The following is a 2,677-nucleotide window of genomic DNA, read 5'->3' as shown; positions in this document are numbered from 1 at the left end:
AACACGTTGAAAACTTATTGATCAGCTGAAGCGGAAACGCGTTCAGTTACATCCGGAAAGACTGATCAGCTCTTAGCGGAATGCGTGGTCAGATGAGCCGGAATTTGCACGTCTACGCAGAGACAGCGGTCTGCATCGCCGTCATAGGCAAAACCAACGTCCATTCCATTCTCCACCACATATTTCTGCAGTCCCCCGATATGGGTAGAACCGGCATTGTTATTGATGTTGGTGCCATCCGGCTGGGCGTTGATCACGTAGGTTTTGGCGCCGAGAGCGTCAAAAACAGCTTTGGCAATATTCCAGGAGCTTCCGTTAGCACAGTCCAGCGCCACCTTCACGCCGCGGAGGGAATAGACACCCAGAGAGATCAGATACCCTATGTAACGGTTCCTTCCGGAAACATAGTCTACTGTACAGCCGATTTTTTCCTTCTTTGCAAAAGGAATCTCCTCCCATTTCTGCCCGAAGACTTCCAGATTTCCATCCAGATAGGCTTCCACAAGTGAAATGGTCTCCTCGTCCATCTTCTCACCGTTTCCGTTGATCAGCTTGATTCCATTGTCGAAATATGGATTGTGGCTTGCGGAGATCATAATACCGCAGTCAAATTCATCCACCCTTGCCACATAAGCCACAGACGGTGTGGTCGTGACATGGAGAAGATATGCATCCGCACCGGAAGCCACCAGTCCGCCAACCAGTGTATACTCAAACATATAGCTGGAACGGCGGGTATCCTTTCCTATTATGATACGCGCCGGAGTGTGGTCACCGTTCCGGCGTTTCAGTTCTCCGTAATACCAGCCGAGAAAACGGCCTACTTTATATGCATGATCTGCTGTCAGGTTTTCATTTGCCTCTCCGCGGAAGCCATCTGTACCAAAATATTTTCCCATTTTTATAACCTCATCCTGTTGTTTTTCCCCCGAAAAACATCTGCCGTTTCTGCTCACCGCACTCATAAGACTGCTGCAAATTTACTCTACCGTAACGCTCTTCGCCAGATTTCTCGGCTTATCCACGTCAAGTCCCTTTGCCACGCTGACGTAATATCCCATAAGCTGTAACGGAATCACCGCAAGGCTTGTGGCAAAGCACTCCTCTGTCTTTGGAACATAAACGGTAAAGGAAGCCGTATCTTCAATATTATAATTTCCATAGGTAGTCAGCCCCATGAGATAAGCTCCGCGGCTTTTGCACTCTACCATATTGGAAATAGTTTTCTCATAAAGCTCAGACTGGGTGAGCACACCGATCACAAGAGTGCCGTCCTCAATGAGACTAATAGTGCCATGCTTCAGCTCTCCTGCTGCGTAAGCCTCAGAATGGATGTAACTGATCTCTTTCATTTTCAGGCTGCCTTCCAGGCTGATGGCATAATCAAGTCCACGTCCGATGAAAAATACATCCCTGACATTGGCCTGTTTGGCAGCAAACCACTGGATCCGCTCCTTATCGTCCAGGATCTTCTGGATTTGCTCAGGAAGACACTGAAGCTGGGAGATAAGATCCTGATAACGCCCCTGGGAAATACATCCGCGCACCAGCGCAAACTGAACGGCAAGGCAATAACCGGCGATCAGTTGGGTGCTGTAGGCTTTCGTTGTGGCAACTGCGATCTCCGGACCGGCAAGGGTATAAAATACATTATCTGCTTCCCGGGCAATGGAGCTTCCCACCACATTGACAATTCCAAGGGTTTTCAGCCCCTTCTTTTTCGCAAGGCGGAGGGCTGCAAGGCTGTCTGCCGTCTCGCCGGACTGGCTGATCACAATCACCAGACCGTTGGGATCCAGAGGCATGCTGCGGTAACGGAACTCAGATGCCAGATCCACACGCACCGGGATCTGCGCCAGATCCTCCAGCACATACTGACATGCCACGCCTACGTGATAGGCAGAACCACATGCCACAATATATACCTGGGAAAAGGACTGAAGCTCTTCCTCAGTAAGTCCCACAGAAGACAGGTCGATAGCACCATCCTTTAATACGGAATTCAACGTATCCTGAACGGCTTTTGGCTGCTCATGGATCTCCTTCAGCATGAAATGCTCGTAGCCTGCTTTTTCAGCTGCTTCTGCATCCCATTTGATCTGCGTTGGCTTTTTCTCAATCTCATCTCCGTCCAGATTGTAAAAGGTAACGGTCCCATTTGCCAGACGTGCCATCTCCAGATTTCCAATATAATAAACATTGCGGGTATATTTCAGAATCGCAGGAACATCAGAAGCCACATAGCAGTCTCCGTTCTCCACGCCGATAATCATAGGACTGTCCTTGCGGGCAACGTAAATCTCCCCCGGATAATCCTGGAACATGATCGCCAGGGCATAGGAACCGCGGATACGGACCATGGCATGGTTGATGGCATCCACCGGAGTATGCTCATATTTCTTGTAATAGTAATCGATGAGCTTCACTGCCACTTCGGTATCTGTGGAAGAATAAAACTCATAGCCTTTACGAAGGAGCTTATTCTTCAGTTCCTGGTAATTCTCAATGATACCATTGTGAACACCGACCACATTTCCATCATCAGAGGTATGTGGATGAGCATTGGTTGTTATAGCTACCGTTTTTTATCCGAAAGCTACCGGGCTTGCCAGTCCATGAACAGACGGTTATAATGACCATAAATCTATAGAAAGAAAAAGAGCATTCCCTTTATGAT

Annotated in this window: 2 pseudogenes; both read right to left on the bottom strand. The window is 48.5% G+C overall.

What is annotated here, in order from left to right:
- Positions 1–110 precede the first annotated feature (110 nt).
- Positions 111–899 (bottom strand): annotated as a pseudogene (locus tag ACTQ50_RS19380) (phosphoglucosamine mutase); the annotation flags it as partial.
- Positions 900–980: 81 nt separating this feature from the next.
- Positions 981–2,564, bottom strand: a pseudogene (gene glmS / locus ACTQ50_RS19375) (glutamine--fructose-6-phosphate transaminase (isomerizing)); the annotation flags it as partial.
- Positions 2,565–2,677: the final 113 nt, after the last annotated feature.

Origin of the sequence: Blautia sp. Sow4_E7, assembly GCF_052116245.1 — a bacterium.
GTDB lineage: Bacteria > Bacillota > Clostridia > Lachnospirales > Lachnospiraceae > Blautia_A.
The sequence above is the reverse complement of the archived record's forward strand: the minus strand, read 5'-3'. Positions and strand labels throughout refer to the sequence as shown.